Below are 20,093 nucleotides of genomic sequence, written 5' to 3'. Positions count from 1 at the left end.
ACTTTTTAGACATATCAACCGAATTTTGGTGTAAGGCGTTGGGGACGACAAACCATCGGGTGGCCCGCCGCCGGTCTTCCTCAGCCGGCACAGTGGATAATTGAGGTGCTCATTCGTCGCTGGGGCTTGACTGGCTGGACCGACTGGGCTTGGCGCGCCCGGAGGGACTTGAACCCCCGACCCGCTGCTTAGAAGGCAGCTGCTCTATCCCCTGAGCTACGGGCGCGCTTTCAATTTTTCATGGTAGCCGGCCGCGGGGTCGACCGGCGCTGCGCCTATCGTACCACCTACGCGATCCGAGCGGCGAACCACTCCAGCGTGCGCCGCAGGCCCTCGCGCAGCGGCACGCGCGGCTCCCAGCCGAGCAGCGTGCGCGCCCGACTGATGTCGGGACACCGGCGGGTCGGATCGTCTTCGGGACGGGGACGATGAACGGTCGTGCTCCGGCTCCCCGTGAGTTCGAGCACGAGCTTCGCGAGGTCGATGACCCGAATCTCCTCGGGGTTGCCGAGGTTGACGGGCTCGTGGATCTCGGAGCGCGTGAGGCGGACGATCCCCTCCACCAGGTCCGAGACGTAGCAGAAACTCCGAGTCTGCGTCCCGTCGCCGTGGACCGTGAGCGGCTCTCCCCGGATCGCCTGCGTGATGAACGCCGGCATCACGCGCCCATCATCGGGCCGATTCCTCGGCCCGAACGTGTTGAAGATGCGAACGATGCCGGTGTTGACGCCGTGGGCACGATGGTACGCCATCGTCATCGCTTCCGCGAATCGCTTGGCCTCGTCGTAGCATCCCCTGACCCCGATCGAATTCACGTGGCCCCAATACGTCTCCGGCTGCGGCGACACGGCCGGGTCGCCGTAGACCTCGGACGTGGACGCGAGCAAAAACCGGGCGCCCTTCGCACGCGCGAGACCGAGCGTGATCCAGGTGCCGAGCGCCCCGGCTTTCAGCGTCTGGATTGGGTGCGCCAAGTAGTCGACGGGGCTGGCCGCGCTGGCAAAGTGCAGCACAACGTCGACGGGTCCGGCAATCTCGATCGGCGTCGTGACGTCATGGTGCCGAAGCTCGAATCGGGGCCCGGCCAGGTGCGCGACGTTGTCCGCGCGGCCGGTGAGAAAGTTATCGAGGCAGACGACGTCCGTTCCGTCCGCGAGCAGACGCTCGCACAGATGCGACCCGACGAACCCCGCGCCCCCCGTTACGACGGCCCTCATGCGCAGCCATCATAACACCAACAGCGCGAAACCGGGATGGTGATCCCCGGCTTCTACAGCGTGCGGACCGGACGCTTGCCCGTGAACATCCGCAGGATCCAGAGCAGCACGATCGCGCCGATCGCCGCGACGACGATCGACCAGATGTTGAGGCCCGTCACGCCCGCGTGTCCCAACGAGCGGAAGATCCAGCCGCCGACGACGGCGCCGACCACGCCGATCAGAAGATCGCCGAGGAGCCCCCCCGGCCCTTCTCCGGGCACGACCATCTTCGCGAGCCAGCCGGCGATGATGCCGACGACAACCCAGGCAAGAATACTCATTTACCCCTACCGTCCAGTAGACCGCCGGCCGGACGACGACCGTCCCGCCGAGCCGTCGATTTCGGTCTCCTCGGCCTCCGGCGAGCCGGGCGCGAGTTCCGTTACGATGGCGGTCCACGCCACGAGCAGCTCGCTTTCGTTCGGGTACGTCTCCGCGTTCACGCGTCCCCGCCGATGGTCGCGCGTCACGATAACCCCGGCCGCGGCGCGGATCGCGTTCAGATCGTCGGGATCGACGTTTTCGCGGGGCACGGTCACGCCGCCGGTGTCGATCTCCTCTTCGACCCGGCGGGCGACATCCGCGCCGTCGCGCATGAGGCCGGCCCACGTGTCTTCGGTCAGATCACTGGTCTCTTCATCGGCGCCCTCTTCCGCCATCATGTAGAGCACGTCCGTCAACGGCGCGGCAATGGCTCGGTTCGAGGCCACGGATCCACCTCTCCATCCGGGATAACAGGCTCAGGGATATTCTTCCCTGGGGGGCGGAGGGCAAACACGACGCCCGGACGCGGACGCGGCCCGGCGAAACCGGGCCGCGAGGTGTGGAAACCAACTCCGGGTCTAGCTGCAGCTAACCGAGGCGGTGCATCCAGGCCAGCGACGTCGCGACGGTGCCGAGGAACAGCGCGGCGACGCCGACCGCGCTCAGGCCGCTGACCTCGACCGGCACGCGGCGCCAGCCGATCACGCGGCCCAGACGGGTGTAGACGCGGCTCAGCTCGGCCGCGGACGACACGCGCCAGTAGGCGCCGCCGGTGACCTCGGCGATCTGCTTCAGCGTCTCCTCGTCGAGCCGGACGAAGATGCCGCGACCGCCCAATTCCAGGAACGTGCCTTCCGGCGATCCGAGCCCGATCGTGTACACGCGCACTTTCAGCTGGCGGGCGATCGTCGCCGCGTCCTCGGGCGGCGTCCCGCGGTTGCTCTGTCCGTCGCTCAAGAGAACCACGGTGGCCGGCGGCAGCCGGTCCGCGTCCGGCGGCGGAGGCGGCGGGAGCCCGGGCAGCAGCGCCTGCGGCGGCCGCGGACGGCCGGGCAGCGCGTACACGGCCTCGAGCAGCCCGTCGCCGATCGCGGTCGCGAACTCGAGGTTCAGGCTGTTGATGGCCTGCACGACCCGGTCGTGGTCGTCGGTCGGCGGCGTGATCAGCGTGGCGTAGCTGCTGAAGGACACGAGGCCGACCTTCGCGCCGCGCGGGAGATTGTTGACGAAGTCCACCGCGGCCTTCTTCGCCGCGTCGAGCCGGGTCGGCACGACGTCGCGCGCCATCATGCTCCGGCTCACGTCGATGCTCAGCATCACCACCGCGCGGTTGTCGGGCACCGGCACCGGCGCGACCGGCCGGGCGACGGTGAAGATCACGCCGCAGACGGTGAGCAGGTAGAGCACTGCGGCGACGTGCCGCCGCCAGCGGCCGCCCGCCGCGGCCGCGACCCGCGCCAGATCGAGCGTCGGATACTGCACGCGCTCCCGCGCGGGGCGGCGCAGGATCCAGACGTAACCCGCCACCAGCGCCGGGACGATCGCGAACAGCCACAGCACCCGCGGCCAGAGAAAGCTCACGGCAGCCTCCCCATCCACAGAAGGGAGAGCGCGCCGCCGCCGAGCATGAGGACGCCGGCGCCGGCGACGAACAGGGCCGAGACCTCGGTCTTGCGCTTTTCCCAGCCGATCGACTTCCCGAGCTCGCGGTAGATCCGCTTCAGATCGCCGGCCGTCGGCGAGACGAAGAACTTGCCGTCCGTGATCGCGGCGATCTGCTGCAAGAGCGTCGGATCGAAGGGCACCAGCACCATCTGCCCCTGGTACTGGAAGACGCCGCCGCCGGGCGTGCCGAGGCCGATCGTGTAGATCTTGACTTTCAACTGCTTGGCGAGCGCCGCCATCCGGATCGGGTCCGCGGTGCCGGCGTTCTGACCGCCGTCCGTCAACAGGATCACCGCGGCGGGCGGCAGGTCCTCGGACCCCGGCTGGCCCGATCCGCCCTGCCCCGCGGCCGGCGGTTGCGCCTGACCCGGCGACGCTCCGAACGGCGACTGTCCGAGCGGCGGCTGCCCGAAGGGCTGACCTTGTCCCGGCGGCTGAGGCGTGGTGCCCGGCACGCTCGCGGCGCGGCCCGGAATGGCCTTCAGGGACACGGCGACGCCGTCGCCGATCGCGGTCGCTTCCTGGGTCTTGAGCGTCGCAAGCGCGTCGCGGACGGCGCTTCGATCGTCCGTCGGCGGCACCATGAGCGTCGCGTACGTGCTGAACGTCACCAGTCCGACCCGGGGACCCGGCGGAAAGACATCCAGGAATCCGTTCGCGGCTTGGCGCGCCGCGTCGAGACGGGTGGGCTGGAGGTCCGGCGCGGCCATGCTGCCGCTCGTGTCGATGGCGAGGATGACCGTGGCGCGGTTGACCGGCAGCGGCACCGCCATGACGGGCCGCGCCGCCGCCCCGAGGAGGAGCGCGAGCGCGGTGAAGTACAGCCCCATGCTGATGTGCCGCCGTACGGCCGGGAGCCGCACGGCGATCTGCGCAAACAAAGGCGCCTCGGCGAACCGCTGCGCGGTCGTGCGCCGGATGCGACGCACCCCGAGGATGTACCAGAGGACCGACACCGGCAGGAGGGCCAGCCCCCACAGCATTACCGGCCAGGTAAACTCCATCGCCGCCGCCTTCGAAGAGTGATAAACCGCAGCAGATCGTCGACGAGACCGGCGCCCGTCGACAGCGTCAGCAGATCGACCCGCGTGCGCTGCAGAATCTCGGCGAGCCGCGCGTCGCGCTCGGCGACGAGTGCGCGGTGCGCCTGCCGCACGCGGCGGTCGGACGTGTCGATCCAGAGCTGCTGGCCGGTCTCGGGGTCGTGCAGATACACGCCGCCGACGTCGGGAAGTTCGCGCTCTCTCGGGTCCTCGATGCGCACCGCGATGATCTCGTGGCGGCGCCCGAGTTCGGCGAGCGGCTGTTCCCACCCCGCCGGCGAGTGGAAGTCCGAGATCAGAAAGACGAGTGATCGGCGCTTGGCGAGGCGCCCGAGCTGCCGCAGGACGGCGCCGAGGTCGGTCTGGCCGCCGCCCGCGATCGTCGGAATCGACGCGAGATCCCGGACCACCCGCAGCGCGTGCTGCCGGCCCGCGCGGGGCGGAATGAAACTGACGCCCGCCTGGGTCGGAAACACAAGACCGCCGACCTTGTCGCCGTGCCGCGTGATGATGTACGCGGCGACGCCCGCGAACTCGACGGCGAGATCGCGCTTGAACCGGCGGACCGTCCCGAACTGCATCGACGGGGACAGGTCCACGAGAAGCCACGCCGTGAGCTCTTTCTCCTCGCGGTACTGGCGGACGAACAGCTGGTTCATCCGCGCCGTGACGTTCCAATCGATCCGGCGCACCTCGTCGCCCGGCTGGTATTCACGGACCTCGGCGAGGTCGAGGCTCGGCCCGTAGAAGATGCCGCGGTAGTCGCCGAAGAGAAAGCCGTCGAGCCGGCGTACGACCTTGAACTCGAGGCGTCGCAGGATTCGCTCGGGCGTTTCGATGCCGGGGCCGGCGACCGTCGCCGGGGCCGGCTCGGCGCGGGCCGGGAGACGCGGGGCCGGCGGTTCGGACCGCGCGCGGGCGGTCCGGCCGTTACGGAGCAGCGAGAGGCGCACGCGTCCCGGCCTTACGGCACCGCGGCGGTCTTGCTCTCGCCGTACGGATCGCCGATGTGTACCCGCGGCACGGGGACCGCGTCCATCACGCGCTGTAGCAGCTGATCGGGCGTCATGTCCTGAGCGAGCGCCTCGTAGGAGAGCAGAATCCGGTGCCGCAGCACTTCGGGCGCGAGATCCCGCACGTCTTCCGGCATCGCGTACTCGCGGCCGCGCAGCAGCGCGAGGGCCTTCGCGCCGATGATGAGGTTGAGCGAGCCCCGCGGACTGCTGCCGTACGCGACGTAGCGCGCCAGGTCGCCGACGCCGAACTCCTGGGGCCGCCGCGTCGCGGTGACGAGGCTGACCGCGTACTCGTGCAGGCGCGGATCGACGTAGACGGCGTCCGCGACTTTCTGCAGATCGAAGAGCTCCTGGACGCCGATGACCCGGTTCACGGCGGCCATCTGGTCCGTGAGGCGGTCGATCACCGTCATCTCCTCGTGGAACGTCGGGTACGTGATGACGACTTTGAACATGAACCGGTCGACCTGCGCCTCGGGCAGCGGATACGTCCCCTCGCTCTCGATCGGGTTCTGCGTCGCGAGCACGAGGAACGGGTCCGGCAGCGAGAACGTCTGCTTGCCGATGGTCACCTGCCGCTCCTGCATCGACTCGAGCAGCGCGGACTGGACTTTGGCCGGGGCGCGGTTGATCTCGTCGGCCAGCACGAGGTTGGCGAAGACGGGGCCGAGCTCGACCTCGAACGTGCCGGACGCCTGGTTATAGATGCGGGTCCCGACCAGGTCGGCCGGGACCAGGTCCGGCGTGAACTGGATGCGCTTGAACTGGCAGTCGAGCACCTGGGCCGTCGTCTTGATGGCGAGCGTCTTCGCGAGACCGGGCACGCCCTCGATCAGGATGTGGCCGCGCGACAGGAGCGCGACGAGAATCCGCTCGAGCATCAGGTCCTGGCCGACGATCACCTTCTTGATCTCGTACAGGACGTTGCGCATCGTGCCCGCGGCCTGCGTGTACGTTTCGGTGGGATAGCGAAGAACGCGCATCCGCTCGCGCGGCGCCTGGTCGGTCACGTTGATCACCTCAATGAAAATGGATGCTCCGGATATTTAGGGAGTCGGACGGGCGTCCCCTTCCTTTACCAGTAACGTCCGCGCGCGGCGCGGTATGCTCTCGCCGCCTTCATAATCTCGCTTCAGTGGTACGGACCGGTCACGAACGGGCGCAGCGAGACCGGGACGGCCGCGGCGCTGCCGCCGGCACGAACCGGCACCCCGAGAACGCCCCGCGCGGCGAGGAGCGCGCGCCCTTCCCGGCCGAGGAGAAAGGCGACGAAGCGCGCCGCGCCGCGGGAATTCCGTGACGCCGACGGAATCGTGACCGTGTAGACGATCGGCGCGCCGCTGTGCCTCACCCCGGAGGCATCGACGTACGACGCCGTCGCGTACGACGCCGCGTACTCAGGATCCGAAAGGTTCAACGCGGCCGGCAGGGTGACGTAGGGCAGCCGCTCGGCGACCGCCTCCACAAGGTAGAAGAAGCCCGCGTCGAGCTGCCCCGATGTCAGCCGGCCAATCAGCGCTTCCTCGGGGAAGATCTGCGCCGGATTCTCGTCTGGGCCCAGCACCCGGCGCGCCAGTCCGGGCTCATGGTAGTAGGTTTCCGCCAGCCGCATGACGAGTATCGTCCGGAAGCCCTTAGGGTCCAAGGCAGGGTCGGTCCGGCCGAGGCGAAGGCCCGGCGAGGCGAGCGCTTGGAACCACCGGCCGGTCCTGAGCGCCGTGGCGAACCGGCGGCCCGGTGCATAGGAGACAACCATCGATGTCGTCCCGAAGGTGAGAAACCAACTCGCCGACGGCACGCCCGCCGCCGGTGCAAGGATCCGGTTGACGCCCGGCTCGGCGCTCACGAAGACGTCCGCGGGAACGAGGCCGTCCCGGATCATATGTGCCAGCGCGGTCGATCCGCCGGCGCGTCCGAGGACTGTGATGCCCGAGACGTGTGTGAACGCCGGCCCCAGATCGCGTTCGAAAACGTTAACGAGCGAACCGGCGTAGAGCACGCGGACAGGAGCACCTGCCGCCTCGGCGCCTTGCGGCCCGGGCCATCCGCCCGCCGCGGCGACCACCATCACCGCCGCAGCCAGCGCGCAGTGCAGCGCCGGCCGCAGTTGCCGCCTCACGATCTCAACTCCGACGCACGTTCGCCTTCCGCTTCGAGCACGTGGGCGGCGCCCGCGGGGATGGAGACGCCGACCAGGGTTCCGGGGGCGGGCGGACGGTCCGCGACCCACGCCTCGAGCGAGACGGGCCCGGCCGCGAGCAGCACGGTCGCGCCGGTACGCCTCGGCAGCACCTGACGGACGCGGGCTTCGACTTCGCCGGACCCCACCGGACCGACGCGCAGGCTCTCCGGGCGCACGCAGACCTCAACGTGTTCGGCGCCGCGCGGATGCTCGACGCGCAGCACGAACGGCTCCGCGCGCACGACCGCCAGGCCGTCTTCCCACCGGGCGAGCGTCCCACGCAGCACGTTGGCGGCACCGACGAGGCGGGCCACGGTCGCCGTTCGCGGATGCGCGGCCACGTCTGCGGGTGCGCCCGTCTGCACGACGCGACCCGCGACCAGCACCACGACCGTCTCCCCGAGGACGTGCGCCTCGTCGAAGTCGTGCGTCACCACCACGGCGGGCAGGTCGCGCGCGTCGACCAAGGCGATCAAGTCGCGGCGCAGCTGCTCGCGCACCGGCGCGTCCACGGCGGAGAACGGCTCGTCGAGAAGCAGCGCGCGGGGGTCGCTGGCCAGCGCCCGCGCGAGCGCGACGCGCTGCCGCTCGCCGCTCGACAGATCGGACGGCCGGCGCGGCCCGTAACCGGCCAGCCCCACCGACGCCAGAAGCGCAAGCGCCCGCGTCGGTTCGCGGCCGCGCCACACCCGCCGCATCCCGTACGCCACATTGGCCGCCGCGTCGAGGTGCGGAAAGAGCGCGTCGCCCTGCAGCAGCGCGCCGACCCGCCGGCGCCACGGCGGGACGTTGATCCCCCGCTCCGTGTCGAGCACCACCGCGTCGCCGATGGCCGCGTACCCGCGCGGGGGCACGAGGAATCCGGCGATGCACTGCAGCGTCAGCGACTTTCCGGCGCCCGACGGCCCGAAGAGTACCGTGCGCCGGTGCGCGGACCGGAACGCGACGTCCAGCGAAAAGTCGCCGAGGCGGCAGGCCGCCGCGACGGTCAGCACGGCCGGCGCCGCCTCACCGCGTCCGCTCCCCGCCGACGCCGCCGGCCGCCCGGACCGCGGCGAGCGCAGCGATACCGAGCGCGGCGAGGATCGCCGCGATGGGGAGGGCCGCCCGCAGCCCCTGCGCCCCGAACTGGACGAACAGATACACGGGCAGCGAGTACGGGTGATACGCCAGCATCACGGTCGCGCCGAACTCGCCGAGCGCGCGCAGCCAGACGAGCGGCAGGCCCGCGAGGATGCCCGGCCACGCGAGCGGCAACGTCACGCGAAAGAAAGTCGCCAGCGGCGGCACCCCGAGGGCGTACGAGACGCGTTCGAGCGCGGGATCCACCCCGGCGAACGCCACCTGCGCCGCGACAATGAGGAACGGCGCGGCGACGAAGACCTGGGCGAGGACGATCCCCGGCCAAGCGTCGGCGATCTGGATGTTGCGGGCGTCGAGCCATCCTCCGAGCAGCCCGTACGGGCCGAAGATGGTGAGCAGGAGCAGGCCCCCGGCGAGCGGCGGGATCACGAGCGGCAAGTAGATGGCGCCCGCGACGACCGACTTCCCTCGGAACTCGCCGCGCGCGAGCACGTAAGCGAGCGGCACCCCCAGGACGATCGCAATCGCCGTCGAGATCGTCGCGGTCGCAAGCGAGACGCCGACCGCGCCCGCGCCGGCCGCATCGCGGGCAGCCGCAACCGTATCGGCGCGGCCGAGCGACGCGAGGCCCACGACGAATGGCAGCACGAGATAGACGGCAAGCACGGCGCCGAGGGCCGCGAGCACCGCGGGCAGGCGCCGGGAGGCGCGCACCGCGTCGGACGACGCGGCGCGAGAGAGCCCGCGGACATGAGAACCGCCCGCGCCGGGGAGCGTGCCGATCGTTTCCGATGCCGTTCGCCGCGCCATCGCCCTGCCAGTATACTGGACGCGGCGACGCGTGAAAAAGTGCGGGGCGGCCGGCCCCGCCGGCCGCCCCGCCGCGCCGTATCCGCCGCCGGTTACTGTAACGTCGTGTTCACCGTCGTCGCGGGCGTCCGGACCGCGCCGGTGGCGTCGACCAGCACCGCGGAGATCGTGACGGCCGTCCCCCGCACGGGCGGGCGCGCCGCGAAGGTGACGGACCAGTTGCCGTTCGCGTCCACCGTTACCGTCTGCATTCCCAACGTGCCGCGCAGGTTCGGGGTCGCGCCGGCGCCCGCGTAGTCGGCCCGCACCTGAACGAGCGAACCCGGAGGCGCGGTCCCGGTCACCGTAAGCGGCGCGCGGATGCCGGCGCCCGGCGCCGGGCTGCTGATGACCGGCGCGCCGCCGGCCTGCCCGCGCGGCGGGGAGCTGACCGACACCTGGGCCGGTGCGGCGGCCGTCTCGATCTGTCCCGTGGGGGCCGTGATCGAAACCTCCACGTTGGTGGCGGTCACGTTGTCGCCCGGCTGGATCGCATAGGTGCCGATATACGTGCCGGGCGCGCTGATGAACTCGCGCATCGGCAGCCCTTGCCGGACTCCGTCGATCGAAAACGTCGCGGCGCCGTGGACCGGACCGGTGGCGACCACCGTCATCACGTCACCGGTCATCAGGGGCCGTCCGGTCGGCGAGATTGTCACCGCGCTGATCGGCGCGAGCGCCGCGCCGGCCGGGGCCACGTCGATCCCGTTGGCGACGCCGGCGGCAGAACCGAACGGGTTGGAGGTTGGCGCGATGCCGGCGGCGTGTGTCCCCGCGGATGGTACGCGGGCAGGAGGCGCGGCCGTCGCGCGGGTGCGCGTGATCTGCACCGTCGTCGTCGCGGGATCCCACGCTACGATCGCCCCAAGCGCCCGGCTCACAAACCGGAGCGGAACGAGCGTGCGCCCACCGATCAGCATCGCCGGTACGTCGAGGAACTGCGCCTGTCCGTTCACGAACGCCTGGGGCGACGAGATCTTCAGCGAGACGTTCGCCGCCCCGCGCTTGGCGAGTACGGTCTGCGACGCGGGGTCCCACGAGACGGTTGCGCCGAGCCGTTCAAACACGCCGCGCAGCGGCACCAGCACGCGGCCGTTGCCGATCGCCGGAGGTTGGTCGAACGCTACCCGATGCCCATCCACATAGACCTGAACGTACGGGGCCGGGGTTTGCGCCGCGGCGGCGAACACGAGGCCGGCCGCGAGCACGGCCCCGAGGGCGAAGCCGATCAGAACGCGATGCGGTGGGTCCGTTTGCACAGCGACGCTCCTATCACACCGGGGCGGCCCGTAGAACGCGGGCCGCCCCGGCAGGGTTCCAGGTCCGGTGCACTTACCGCGAGCGAGACACGGGGAGCACTATTGCAACGTCGTGTTGACCGTGGTCGACGGCGACCGGGCCGCACCGGTGTAGTCCACCACCTGCGCGGAGATCGTCACGCTCACGCCGCGAACCGGCGGCGCCTGGGTGAACGCGGCCGCCCAACTGCCGTTCGCGTCGGCCGTCACGGTCTGCGTGCCGAGCGTCCCCCGCACGGCAATGAGGAGAACCGTACCGCTGTAGTCGGCCTCCACGCGGACGAGCGCGCCCGGCGGCGCGGTCCCCGTCACCGTAAACGGCGTGCGGATCCCGCTGCCCGGGGTCGGACTGCCGATCACCGGAGCCCCGCCCGGCGCCGGTGGAATGATCGCCGAGGCGTTGATTGACACCGGACTCGGAGCCGTCGCGGTGAGCAGCTGCCCGTTGGACGCCGTGATGGAGACCACCACGGCGCCCCTGGCAAGGTAGTCGCCGGGCTGGATCTGATAGTTACCGACGTAGGTGCCGGGCTGGTTTGCGGACTCCGTCATCGGAATGCCGGTCCGGAGCCCCTGGATCGCAAAGGATGCCGTGCCGTGTGCGGGACCGATCGCGACGACGGACATCGCGTCACCGACCACCAACTGGCGGCCGCTCGGCGTGACCGTCACCGACGCGATGCCGGCGGGCGGCGGCGCCGCCGCCGGTGTGAACGTCGCCTGGACGCTCTGGGCGGTGCCGGTCTGGTCCGCCGTCACCTGGACCGCGTCACCGGGCCGCAGCGCCGCCAGCGACACCGGGCCGCTCACGCCCGTGATCGCGTTCATGCGGACGATCGTCGTCCCGGACACGACGTTGTACGTGTACACCTCACCCGTGCCGGTCTGCACCAGCAGTTGACCCGGGTACGTCGTGGCGGCAACGCGCACCACCGTCCCCGAGACCGCCGCGGGCATGACCGGCGGAGCAGGCGTGTACGTGGTCGGCGGGTAGGTCTGCGCCGGCGGATAGGTGACCGACGGCGGAACCGTTATGGGCGCCGCCGCCGCGCCCGAGCCGGCAATCTGGACGGTCGAAGATGCGGCGTCCCACGTCACCCCCGCGCCGAGGGCCTGGCTGACGAAACGGAGCGGGACGAGCGTGCGCCCGCCGACGAGCATCGCGGGAACGTCGAGCGTCTGCGGTTGCCCGCTGACGAACGCCTGCGGCGAGCCGATGCGCAACGAGACGCTGGTCGCGCCGCTCTGCGCGAGCACGGTCTGCGAGATGGGGTCCCACGTCACCGTCGCGCCGAGGCGCTCGAACACGCCGCGGAGCGGGACGAGCACCCGGCCGCCGACGATCACCGGCGGCTGGTCGAACGCCACCGGGGCCCCGTCCACAAAGACGCGCACGTACGGGGCGGCCGTTTGCGCCGCGGTCGTAGAAGCGAGGCCGGCGCTCATCGCGATCACGACCGCGATCGTGAGCAGCCGGCGCTGCGAAGTAGTCAGCACTGTCGATACCTCTCCTCCCTTTCGGAGAATCGCTGTTCGCTCATGCACGGATCAAGACAGATGTTCCTCACGCCGGGCGTTTGAAAACCTCCCCGCATGTGAAGACTTTATGAAAAGCGGCGGCGGGAAGAGGGCGCCGCCCTCCTCCCGCCGACAGGCGCGAACAAACTGCCGGAATTACATCCCGTGCTGCTGGTTGACGATGCGAACCGCCTCTTCACGGGTCAGCCACTGGCTGGTCTGCTGAAACACCAGGTACCGCAGGTAGCCGGCGAGGGACATGAAGTTGGCTTCCGCCGCGAAAGGCTTCAGATTGGCCACGTTCGGGTATTGGCCCTGAGTCTGCGTCGTCGCGGGCGCCGGGGTCGCCGGTTGAGTCGCGGGCTGCGCCGGGGGACTGTACTGAGCCATCGCGGCGCCGGCGAACGCGGTCGTGAAAACCATTACGCCAAGAGCAAGCAACGTGATCTTGCGCATATGATCCTCCCTCGTGTGTGTGTGAACAACCGTGCTCTCTTCCGTACGCGCTATCGAGTCTCTCTCGGACTTCCGGCCCGGCGAGCAGCCGTCGAGGCCGGGGCAGTGCCTTACGTTGGTAGGTCGAACCATGCCGGGTACGCGCAGCGTCGGTCCACCCGCCGCGTTTCGGTCAGCGCAGAATCATGTGACCGGTCGCGGCCAGGATGAGCAGACCGAGGAGCAGGAATATCATGCTCTATCCACCCCCTCTCAATGCCCTATCGTGTGACGCCATATTATTTTCCCTGACAAGAAACGGACCAAACGCCAAACGCGGAGCCGATCGGCGGGCGTCGAGCGAGAGGGTGACGCGCTAGACGGGCGGCCCCGGAAGCGGCAGTTCGACCGGACGGCCGTCACGCACCGCGCGATATGAGGCTTCGACCAGCTCGGTGGCCCGGTAGCCGTCGAGCGCCGTGACGGCCGGCGCCCGCTCGCCGAGCACGGCGTCGATGAAGAGACGGTCCTCGGTGACATAGCCCCACTTGTGCTCAAACGGCATCGCGGCGCAGTCGATCCCCTCGACTTCCTCGCGCGCGCCGGGGCTGAACTGCGCGCGCTCCATCTCCTCGGTCGCGACCGACATGTGGTCGCCGTAGATCTCGATCCGCTCCGATGGGAACAGCCAGCTCGCGTGTGCGACGCTCGTAACCGACGCGATGAGCCCGGTGTGGAACCGGACGAGCAGCGTAAACGCGTCGGGCTCCCCGTAGAACGTCCGGCGCGCCCACCCCTCCACCTCGGCCGCGTCTCCAAACAAGAAGCGCGCCATGTCGAATAGGTGGACCGGCGTCTCGTACAGGTATCCGCCGGTGACCTTTGGGTCCGACGTCCACGGCGGCTGGCGCAGCTCGCCGCGGTTGTGCTTCAGCTGCGCCGCGACGGGCCGGAGGCGCCCGGCATCGATCAAGCCGCGCGCAAACGCGTACACATTGGCGAACCGCCGGTTGAAGCCGACCTGGTAGACGCCGCGCGACCGCTCGGCGGCGCGCAGGATCCTCAGGGCGCCCTCGAGCGATGTCGCCATCGGCTTCTCCGAGAACACGTGCGCGCCGTGTTCGAGCAGCCTCAGCACCGGCTCGACGTGGTGCGTGTTCGGCGTCGTCACGTAGACGGCGTCGGCGCCGGCGTCAAGAAGCGCGGCGAGCGTGGGAAGCGGAGACGTCCCCGCCTCGGCGGCGAGCCGGGCCGCGGCGGCGGGGACCGCGTCGGCGATCCCGACCAGCGCAACGCGCCGGTCGGCCTTGAGGTTGAGCGCGTGAATGCGTCCGATGAAGCCCGCGCCGAGGATGCCGACTTTGACGGTCATGCCGCCGTGCGCCCTCCGTCGACGGGAATGACCTGCCCCGTAACGTAGTCCGACGCCGCGGACGCGAGGAAAACCGCCACGCCCTTCAACTCACCGGGCCGGCCGATCCGGCCGAGCGGAATCTGCGCTTCGACCCGCGCCTGGTTGCGCTCGAGCAGCGATTCCGTCATGCGCGTGCGGAAAAACCCGGGCGCGATGGCGTTCACGTACACGCCGTGCGGAGCCCATTTGACGGCCAGGTCGCGGGTGAACGCGATGACGCCGCCCTTGGCTGCGCTGTACCCGATCGTGTCCAGCACCTCGGAAGGGTTCCCGACAAGTCCGGCGATCGAGGCGATGTTGATCACCTTGCCGTAACGGCGATCCACCATCAGGCGCCCGACCGTCTGGGTCACGACGAACGTACCCGTCAGGTTCGTCTCCAGGACGCGCTCCCACCGGTCGAACGGCATCTCGAGCACGGGCGCGCCCCACGTCGCGCCCGCGTTGTTGACCAGGATGTCGATCGCGCCGAACCGGGCCACGACCGCATCGACCAGCGCGCGCACCGCGTCCGGCCGCGCGATGTCGCACGTCGCCGCCATGCACGCGACGCCGGCCGCCCGCAGGCCCCGCTCCGCCTTCCGCAGCCATTCCTCCCGCCGCGCGGTGATCGCCACGGCCGCCCCCGCCTCGCCGAGCCCCTCCGCGATCTCCAGGCCGAGGCCGCGTGAACCGCCGGTGACGAGCGCCACCCGGCCGGAGAGGGTGAAGAGGTCCGGTACGCGCATGCGCTTAGGCCACGTACGAGCCGGCCTCGAGGAGGCGCGCGGCGATGCGCCGGCCCAGATGAAACGTGTCGGGGGGCATACCGTCCAGCAGCCGGCGCACCGCGTCGAGGCGCGTCCGCAACGCCTCGCCGTCGAGCAGCGACGCGAGCACGCGGCGGCAGGAGCCGTGCACCCGCGCGATGCCGGCGGCCGTCCCGGCCCGAACCAGGTCGTCCCGTCCCTCGTGCGGGGTCCGGAGCGCGCGCAGCAGTCCGCTTTCCATCGCGAAGGTTTCGATGATCGTGTCCGCGACCGCGGCGAGCACTTCCTGTTGATCGCCGATCCCGTCGCCGTGGCGCTCGACCGCGAGCCCGGTAACCAGCAGGCAGGCGTGCTTCGCCCTCTCGATTTGGTCGCGGAGGTCTGTGAGCGGCCCGCCGTCCCGAGCGCCCTGCGGAGGTGCCGGCAGCGATCGGGTTTCAGCCGCGGTCCGGCAGGCCTCGAGCAGCGGCAGGCGACCCCGCTGCGCTCGGCGCAGCAGCATCCCGGTGATCAGCAGCCGGTTGATCTCGTTCGTGCCCTCGTAGATGCGGCTGATCCGGGAATCGCGGTACTGGCGCGCCGCCGGGTACTCCTCGATGAACCCGGACCCGCCGTAGATTTGAACAAGCTCGTCCATGACGAAGTCCGCCGCCTCTGACGCATAGACCTTGTCGACGGCGCACTCGACGGCATACTCTTCAACCGCCCGCACCACCGGACCGCTCGCCCGCGCCGCCTCGATGAGCCCGCCCGTGCGGTAGATCATGCTCTCGAGCAGGTAGATCCGCACCGCCATCTCGGCGAGCTTCTGCTGAATGAGGCCGAACGACGCGATTGGACGCCCAAACTGCCGGCGCTCCATCGCATAGGCGATCGCCTGACGTAGCGCGCGCTTCGACGCGCCGGCGCAGGCGACCGCCAGCTTGAGGCGGCCGATGTTCAGAATGTTGAGCGCCACGCGGTGTCCGGCCCCGACCTCGCCGAGCACGTTCTCCGCGGGCACGCGGGCGCTGTCGAAGAACACGCTCGCGGTCGACGAGCCTTTGATGCCCATCTTGTGCTCTTCCGGGCCGATCTCGAGACCCTCGAACTTTCGCTCGACGATGAAACCCGTGAAGCGCTCGCCGTCGACCTTCGCATACGTCGTAAACAGGTCGGCGAAGCCGGCGTTTGTGATGAACTGCTTGGTCCCGGTGAGCCGGTAGGCCTGTCCGTCCTCCGCGAGGACCGCGCGGGTGCGTGCGCCGAGCGCGTCGGATCCCGCGGTGGGTTCGGTGAGCGCGTACGCGCCGACGGTCTCTCCCGACGCCAGTCCCGGCAGGTACCGCCGCTTCTGCGCCTCGTTGCCGAAGTACACGATCGGCAGGGTCCCGATACCGGTGTGGGCCCCGAACGACACGGCGAAAGAGCCCCGGCTCATCGTTTCAGAGACGAGCAGCGACGTGATGAAATCGAGGTCGGAGCCTCCATACGCCTCGGGCACGTCGACGCCCAGAAACCCCAGCCCACCGAGTTTCACCAGAAGCCGCCGCATCAGCGGATAGTTGTGGGTTTCTAGCTCGGCCGTGCGCGGCTCAACCTCGGCCTCGAGGAAGTCGGTGAGGCTGCGCGCCGCGAGGCGGTGCTCGGTCGAAAAGTCTTCGGGGGTGAACACGTCTCGCGGCCCGGCCGCCGTGATGAGGAATCCGCCGCCCGTGACCGCGCGCGTCACATCCATAACGTCACGCCCACCCCCTATGCGCGCTCGAAGACCCCGGCCGCGCCCATGCCCCCGCCGATGCACATCGTCGCCACACCGTACCGGGCGTTCCGGCGCGCCATCTCATACAGCATCGTCACGGTGATGCGCGCGCCGCTGCACCCGAGCGGATGCCCGAGGGCAATCGCGCCGCCGTTCGGGTTGAGCCGCGATTCGTCGAGCTCGAGCCGCCGGGCGACCGCGACGGCCTGTGAGGCGAACGCTTCGTTCAACTCGATCACGTCGATGTCTTGCAACCGGACCCGCGCCTGGTGCAGCGCCTTCGGGACGGCCTCCACGGGCCCGATTCCCATGACCTCCGGCGGCACGCCGGCGACGGCGAACGAGCGGAAGACGCCGAGCGGCGCAAGACGCATCCGCTCCGCCGTCTCGTCGGCCATCACCACGACGGCCGCCGCGCCGTCGCTCGTCTGCGACGAGTTGCCGGCGGTCACAACCCCGTCCTTGGCGAACGCCGGCGGGAGCGCGCCCAGCTTTTCGAGCGAGGTGTCGGCGCGCACCCCCTCGTCGGACGCAAACGTCACCTCCCGCGCGACCGGCCGGCCGCCGTCGTCGTCCCACCGCCGGACCGCGAGCGGCAGCACCTCGTCTTTGAACCGGCCGGCCGCGATCGCCGCGGCGGCCCGCTCGTGGCTGCGCAGGCTGAACGCGTCCTGGTCCTCGCGTGAGACTTCGAACCGCCGCGCCACGTTCTCCGCGGTGAGGCCCATCGAGAGGTACACCTCCGGCCACTCGTCGGCGAGATGCGGGTTCGGGGCGTACTTGTTGCCGCGCATCGGCACGTGGCTCATGCTCTCGACGCCGCCCGCCACCGCGACGCTCACCTGCCCCGTCATCACCTCGTACGAAGCCAGGGCGATCGCCTGGAGACCAGACGAGCAGAACCGATTGATCGTCTGCCCGCAGGTCGTCACCGGCAGCCCCGCGCGGAGCGCCGCCGCCCGCGCCATGTTGAGGCCCTGCTCGCCCTCCGGCAGCGCGCACCCCAGGATCACGTCCTCGACCGCCGCGGGGGCGAGGCCCGGCACGCGGCGCACCGCCTCCCGGATCACCGCCGCCGCCAGTTCGTCCGGGCGCGTATCCCGAAGCGAGCCGCGCGGCGCCTTGCCGATCGCGGTCCGCACCCCTGAGACAATCACCGCATCACGCATCGCAGCACTCCTCCGTCAGTTGCGAAGCGGCCGGCCGGTCTGCAGCAGGTGCCGCATCCGCTCGCGGGTCTTCGCCTCGCCGAGCAGTCCGAGAAGCGCTTCGCGCTCCAGGTCCAGCAGATAGTCTTCGGCGACCGCGGTTCCCTCCGGAACGGCGCCGCCGCTCATGACGTGCGCCAGCCGGCGGCCGACCGCTTCGTCGAACGGCGTGATCTGCCGGCCGGTCTTCAAGATGTAGAGCGTTTCGTAGAGCGCGGCGCGCACCCGCTCGCCGCCGACCCGAATGCGCTGCGGCAGCGGCGGCCGGTAGCCGGCGCGGACCATGGCCAGCGCGGCTTCCTTCGCGTCCTGGATCAGCCGCTCGGTGTCCATCGTCACGCCGTCCGCCTCCCGCAGGTACCCGAGGCGCCGCGCCTCGAACGCGGATTGCGAGATCTTCGCGCGGGCGATCGACTCGAACGCCCACTGCACGAGGGGCAGCGGGTCGGCGATGACGTCCGGCGGAAGACGGGCCTGCAGCCGCCGCACGAGCTCCGTCGTGCCGCCGCCGGCGGGGACGAGGCCGGCCTCCGGCTCGACGAACCCCATGTTCGTCTCGGCCGCCGCCTGGAGGCGCGGACAGGCGAGGCAGATCTCGGCGCCGGCCCCGAGCGCCCTCCCGCGCGGCGCGCCGACGACGGGCTTGGGCGCCCGCCGGATGCGCCGCGTTAGCGCCTGCAGACGACGCGTCCGCTCGTCCACCGCGGCCCACCGCCCCTCGTCCGCGAGGGTCAGCAGCTCTTTCAGGCTCGCCCCGGCGCAGAAGTCGCGCGCCTGAGTCCCGATGACGAGTGCCTCGAACTCGCCCTCCAGCCGGTCGAGCGCGCTCTCCAGCACCCGCATCACATCGAGGGAGATCGCGTTCAGCGGCGCGTGCAGCGCCGCGCAGACGACGCCGCCCCCGAGGTCGAGCAGCGACGCATCCCGATTCCGCTCGAGAGGGCGCTGCGTGCGCGCAAGGTCGGCAAGCGCGAGCGCGCCCGGTGTCTCCGGCACGGGGCGGTACGCGCCCGCCGCCGTGTCGAAGAATTGGCGGCGGCCCCCGCTCTCACGATAGAATCGCCCGTCGCCGCGGCGTATCACGTCCTCCACGGCGGGCGGGACGGCCGCGCCGTCGGCCCGAAGCCGCGCCGCGACGTCCGCGGGGCCGAGCGCGTCCCACAACTCGAACGGACCAAGCTCCCAGTGGAAGCCCCACCGCATCGCGCGGTCCACGTTCACGACGTCGTCGCTGATCTCCGGCAGCACCCGCGCCGCGTAGGCGAGCGTGCGGCCGACGAGCCGCCACACGAACCACGAAGCGCGGTCCTCGCCGTGGAGCAGCGCGCGGAGGCGCTGGCCGATCTCGGGGACGCCGGCTACCGCCGCCACGGACGGCAGGTTCGGAGCCCTCTGGGGCCGGTACTCGAGGGTCTCGAGATCCACGACCATCGTTTCGCCGTTGCGCCGCCAGTAGTAGCCGCGGCCGGTCTTGGCGCCGAGCCACCCCCGCTCGACCATTCCACGCAGCGGCGCCGGCGGATTGAAGACCTCGCGGTCCGGGTCGCCGGGCAGGCTCTGGTAGACGTTCCGGCGCACGTGATACGACGTGTCGAGCCCGACGAGGTCGCTGAGGCGGAACGTGCCGGTCCGGGGCCGGCCGATGAGGGGCCCCGTGAGGACGTCCACCTCCTCGACCGTGTAGCCGCCCTCGAGCGCCAGGCGGATCGCGAGGCACGAAGTGAACGCCCCGATGCGGTTGCCGATGAAGTTCGGGGTGTCTTTCGCCTTGACGATCCCTTTGCCGAGCACCCGTCCGATGACGTCCTCGGCGTCCGCGAGCACCGCCGGGAGCGTGTCCGCCGACGGGATGACCTCGACGAGGCGCATGAAGCGCGGCGGGTTGAAGAAGTGCGTGCCGAGGAAGTGCTGCCGGAACGCGTCCGAGCGGCCCTCGAGCATCGCGTTGATCGAGAGGCCGCTCGTATTGGAGCTCACCAGCGCCCCGGGCCGCCGGTGCGCCTCGAGCCGGGCGAGAAGCGCCCGCTTCGCCTCGAGGTTCTCGACGACGGCTTCGATAACCCAGTCGCACTCCCGGGCGTGGTGCAGGTCGTCCTCGATGTTACCGGGCGTGACGAGCGACGCGAGTTCGGGGGTCATGAACGCCGGCGGGGAGATGCGGAGCGCCCGCTCCTTGCCCGCCCGCGCGAGCCGCGAACGCACCGCCGGATGCTCCGGACCGCGTCCCGCCTTGCGGTCTTCGTCCGTCAGCTCGCGCGGCACGACATCCAGGAGCCAGACCGGCACGCCGGCGTTCGCGAAGTGTGCCGCGATGGCGCTCCCCATGACTCCCGCGCCGATGACCATCGCCCGCCGGATGCGCACGCGGT

18 protein-coding genes and 1 tRNA gene are annotated in these 20,093 nt (G+C 70.6%); all 19 read right to left on the bottom strand.

Translation table 11 applies throughout. From position 1 onward, the window contains the following. Positions 1 to 150 precede the first annotated feature (150 nt). The 19 genes from VFL28_10755 to VFL28_10665 all read right to left on the bottom strand — a co-directional run bounded on the left by VFL28_10755 (position 151) and on the right by VFL28_10665 (position 20,088). Positions 151 to 226 (bottom strand) — tRNA-Arg (locus VFL28_10755). A gap of 61 nt (positions 227 to 287) precedes the next feature. Continuing rightward, positions 288 to 1,217, bottom strand: a complete 930-nt coding sequence (locus tag VFL28_10750; GenBank protein ID HET7265138.1) for a UDP-glucuronic acid decarboxylase family protein — start codon at positions 1,215 to 1,217, stop codon at positions 288 to 290. A gap of 53 nt (positions 1,218 to 1,270) precedes the next feature. Further along, a complete protein-coding gene (locus VFL28_10745; protein ID HET7265137.1) occupies positions 1,271 to 1,540 on the bottom strand; it encodes a GlsB/YeaQ/YmgE family stress response membrane protein in 270 nt (89 codons plus the stop codon). A 6-nt stretch (positions 1,541 to 1,546) separates the two neighbouring features. Continuing rightward, positions 1,547 to 1,969, bottom strand: a complete 423-nt coding sequence (locus tag VFL28_10740; GenBank protein HET7265136.1) for a hypothetical protein — start codon at positions 1,967 to 1,969, stop codon at positions 1,547 to 1,549. A 142-nt stretch (positions 1,970 to 2,111) separates the two neighbouring features. Then, positions 2,112 to 3,104, bottom strand: coding sequence for a VWA domain-containing protein (locus tag VFL28_10735; GenBank protein HET7265135.1), 993 nt, complete (start codon positions 3,102 to 3,104; stop codon positions 2,112 to 2,114). After that, positions 3,101 to 4,192 (bottom strand): VWA domain-containing protein, encoded by a 1,092-nt coding sequence (locus VFL28_10730; protein ID HET7265134.1) that lies wholly within the window; start codon positions 4,190 to 4,192, stop codon positions 3,101 to 3,103. The genes VFL28_10735 and VFL28_10730 overlap by 4 nt, the downstream gene beginning before the upstream one ends. Continuing rightward, positions 4,171 to 5,184 (bottom strand): DUF58 domain-containing protein, encoded by a 1,014-nt coding sequence (locus tag VFL28_10725; protein ID HET7265133.1) that lies wholly within the window; start codon positions 5,182 to 5,184, stop codon positions 4,171 to 4,173. The genes VFL28_10730 and VFL28_10725 overlap by 22 nt, the downstream gene beginning before the upstream one ends. Positions 5,185 to 5,195: 11 nt before the next feature. Then, complete coding sequence (locus tag VFL28_10720) at positions 5,196 to 6,179, bottom strand: AAA family ATPase (protein ID HET7265132.1); 984 nt, start codon at positions 6,177 to 6,179, stop codon at positions 5,196 to 5,198. 200 nt (positions 6,180 to 6,379) lie between these two features. Continuing rightward, positions 6,380 to 7,366 carry an extracellular solute-binding protein gene (locus VFL28_10715; protein HET7265131.1) on the bottom strand — a complete coding sequence of 329 codons (987 nt, stop codon included), beginning with the start codon at positions 7,364 to 7,366 and terminating at the stop codon, positions 6,380 to 6,382. Continuing rightward, positions 7,363 to 8,424: an ABC transporter ATP-binding protein gene (locus VFL28_10710; GenBank protein HET7265130.1), complete on the bottom strand. Its 1,062-nt coding sequence runs from the start codon at positions 8,422 to 8,424 to the stop codon at positions 7,363 to 7,365. Before VFL28_10710 ends, VFL28_10715 begins: the two co-directional genes overlap by 4 nt. A gap of 13 nt (positions 8,425 to 8,437) precedes the next feature. Then, a complete protein-coding gene (locus VFL28_10705) occupies positions 8,438 to 9,322 on the bottom strand; it encodes an ABC transporter permease (GenBank protein HET7265129.1) in 885 nt (294 codons plus the stop codon). 92 nt (positions 9,323 to 9,414) lie between these two features. Further along, positions 9,415 to 10,620 (bottom strand): copper amine oxidase N-terminal domain-containing protein, encoded by a 1,206-nt coding sequence (locus VFL28_10700; GenBank protein ID HET7265128.1) that lies wholly within the window; start codon positions 10,618 to 10,620, stop codon positions 9,415 to 9,417. 99 nt (positions 10,621 to 10,719) lie between these two features. Continuing rightward, complete coding sequence (locus VFL28_10695) at positions 10,720 to 12,156, bottom strand: copper amine oxidase N-terminal domain-containing protein (GenBank protein ID HET7265127.1); 1,437 nt, start codon at positions 12,154 to 12,156, stop codon at positions 10,720 to 10,722. 177 nt (positions 12,157 to 12,333) lie between these two features. Beyond that, complete coding sequence (locus tag VFL28_10690) at positions 12,334 to 12,633, bottom strand: hypothetical protein (protein HET7265126.1); 300 nt, start codon at positions 12,631 to 12,633, stop codon at positions 12,334 to 12,336. Between the two features lie 355 nt (positions 12,634 to 12,988). Beyond that, on the bottom strand, positions 12,989 to 13,984 hold the full coding sequence (locus tag VFL28_10685) for a Gfo/Idh/MocA family oxidoreductase (GenBank protein ID HET7265125.1): 996 nt from the start codon (positions 13,982 to 13,984) through the stop codon (positions 12,989 to 12,991). Continuing rightward, the gene (locus tag VFL28_10680) at positions 13,981 to 14,754 is read right to left on the bottom strand and encodes an SDR family oxidoreductase (protein HET7265124.1); all 774 of its coding nucleotides are present in this window, start codon (positions 14,752 to 14,754) and stop codon (positions 13,981 to 13,983) included. The genes VFL28_10685 and VFL28_10680 overlap by 4 nt, the downstream gene beginning before the upstream one ends. A gap of 4 nt (positions 14,755 to 14,758) precedes the next feature. Further along, positions 14,759 to 16,492 (bottom strand): acyl-CoA dehydrogenase family protein, encoded by a 1,734-nt coding sequence (locus tag VFL28_10675; GenBank protein HET7265123.1) that lies wholly within the window; start codon positions 16,490 to 16,492, stop codon positions 14,759 to 14,761. A 17-nt stretch (positions 16,493 to 16,509) separates the two neighbouring features. Next, on the bottom strand, positions 16,510 to 17,685 hold the full coding sequence (locus tag VFL28_10670; protein ID HET7265122.1) for an acetyl-CoA C-acyltransferase: 1,176 nt from the start codon (positions 17,683 to 17,685) through the stop codon (positions 16,510 to 16,512). A gap of 15 nt (positions 17,686 to 17,700) precedes the next feature. After that, positions 17,701 to 20,088 (bottom strand): 3-hydroxyacyl-CoA dehydrogenase/enoyl-CoA hydratase family protein, encoded by a 2,388-nt coding sequence (locus tag VFL28_10665; protein HET7265121.1) that lies wholly within the window; start codon positions 20,086 to 20,088, stop codon positions 17,701 to 17,703. Between the last annotated feature and the right edge of the window lie 5 nt (positions 20,089 to 20,093).

Source organism: bacterium (assembly GCA_035691305.1).
Taxonomy (GTDB): domain Bacteria; phylum Sysuimicrobiota; class Sysuimicrobiia; order Sysuimicrobiales; family Segetimicrobiaceae; genus DASSJF01.
This window is presented reverse-complemented; position numbering and strand designations above follow the sequence as displayed.